The 1,638-nt window shown below is 56.1% G+C and carries 3 protein-coding genes; all 3 read right to left on the reverse strand.

Annotation, left to right across the window (positions count from 1 at the left end):
• Positions 1–338: 338 nt before the first annotated feature.
• On the reverse strand, positions 339–704 hold the full coding sequence (locus ACXJ5O_RS26235; RefSeq protein ID WP_457302465.1) for a hypothetical protein: 366 nt from the start codon (positions 702–704) through the stop codon (positions 339–341).
• Complete coding sequence (locus ACXJ5O_RS26240) at positions 701–1,228, reverse strand: DnaT-like ssDNA-binding protein (protein ID WP_457302466.1); 528 nt, start codon at positions 1,226–1,228, stop codon at positions 701–703. The genes ACXJ5O_RS26235 and ACXJ5O_RS26240 overlap by 4 nt, the downstream gene beginning before the upstream one ends.
• A gap of 2 nt (positions 1,229–1,230) precedes the next feature.
• The coding region (locus ACXJ5O_RS26245; RefSeq protein ID WP_457302467.1) for a hypothetical protein at positions 1,231–1,638 on the reverse strand (408 nt) is incomplete at its 5' end.

The raw sequence follows: 1,638 nt of genomic DNA on the forward strand, positions 1-1,638 counted from the left end.
AGCGCATACGTTGAACGTTCGCGTTCCGGAGTGGCTTGAACTTCTCGCGGGCTGAAAGGCGCTTGAGCATAAATGTCCTCTCGACTTATAACTGGGCTTTCGGTTTGTTACTCAACCCGAAATCAGAGGAATGAAATGACGACTTTTACGGAGACCTTTGTACACTTCAGCGATCAACCAACAGGGCGATTTTGCACCGTCACAATGAACGCACTTAAGCTTCCCGTCGCAAAGGTGATCTTTATAGATCCGCCAGTGCCAGATGAAACGGAGGCCGATGAACGAGCCCGAGTGCTGGAAATTGCTAAATCCTTGTTCAGCGAAGCAGCATCGAGCCTTTAGGCCCTCACGAAAAGCTTGTGGTAAACAATGGTGTCGGCCGGCTGTAGCGCCGCCACCTTTACGATGGTGTAGGACTTGYCGTTAAATACGAGCCTGTCAGTTGTGGTTGGCTCTATGGCAAGGCCCTTAGCGGCAACATAGGCGGTGCGATCTGTCGATTTCACGAGAGTGCCGTCGACGTCCCTCAACTCGATGGCCAATATCGCCGCGGTGCATGGAGTCTTCTGAATCGTTGGCTCACCCGGATCCCAGACAGGACCGCCGCCGGGAACATCGCGCCATATCTCGCAGGCCTGACCGAACTTGTCGAGCAGACGCAGCGCTGTCGTTTGCGATTTGGCGTAGTTGAACTTCGCGGTCATGCCCGAGACGCCTGCCCTACCAGCGCATTGCCGGCACCTTTCCGCAGCAATCCGCCGATCAGATCGCGGACAATCAGCAGGACAGGGCGAGCCCCTTCTGCCGAGGTGTTCGAATTGAGGTATTCGACTTCCAACTCGCCGACCTTCTCACGCTTGACCTGTTCGGAAGCGGTGAAGTCCGGGTTCATAGAGCCAGGCGTGATCAGCTCGCGAAGAGCGATCTCGGCCGTGGCGTATTTGATCTCGATCGGCACCTCATCAAAGGCAACGCCCCATCCCTCACAGTCGACCACATCGACGCGAGGCCATGCCAAGGCTTGCGGACGCCCGTTGCGCTTATAGCCCTGCCATTGGTAGGAATTGGAAAGGAAAGCAGTCGCGCGAATGATGGCGGCTTCCTTGAGTGTATCCGCACCGATCCAAGCGGCGTTGCCGTGCGAGGTGTGATAGGTGCCGATGCTCGCGGCATCCCAAAAGGCGTTTGCCGTGGAAGAGCCGGTCCCTGTTTCAACGATCAGTGCCATGGTCAGCCCTCAAGTTTCAGTTGGGTGATGGGACCGTCGGTCCAGATATCGCATTGACTGGCTACCTCGACGGCTTTCACCGCATCAAAGCCCATCGTCATGACTGCTATCGCGAACTGATAGCCTGACCCGATCGCATGAAATTCAGCGGACAACGGGCCGGTAAGATCAAGATTGTCGTGAGCGAAAAACACATCGCCGTTAGGACGGATCAGCAAAAGCTCGAAACTGTCCGGTTTCACATCGCTGCCAACAGCCGGAGGACATCCGGCATCAACCCATCTGCGAAGGATGCCATCGGCACCTACGCAAGACGAGCTGCACCCGAACAACGTGCCGTCGGACAATAGATGTATTTTGGTCTTCATGCCGATCGAGCGCTTGTCACCGCCATAGGCACGGCTATCGGC

This window comes from Phyllobacterium sp. P5_D12 (genome assembly GCF_054049495.1).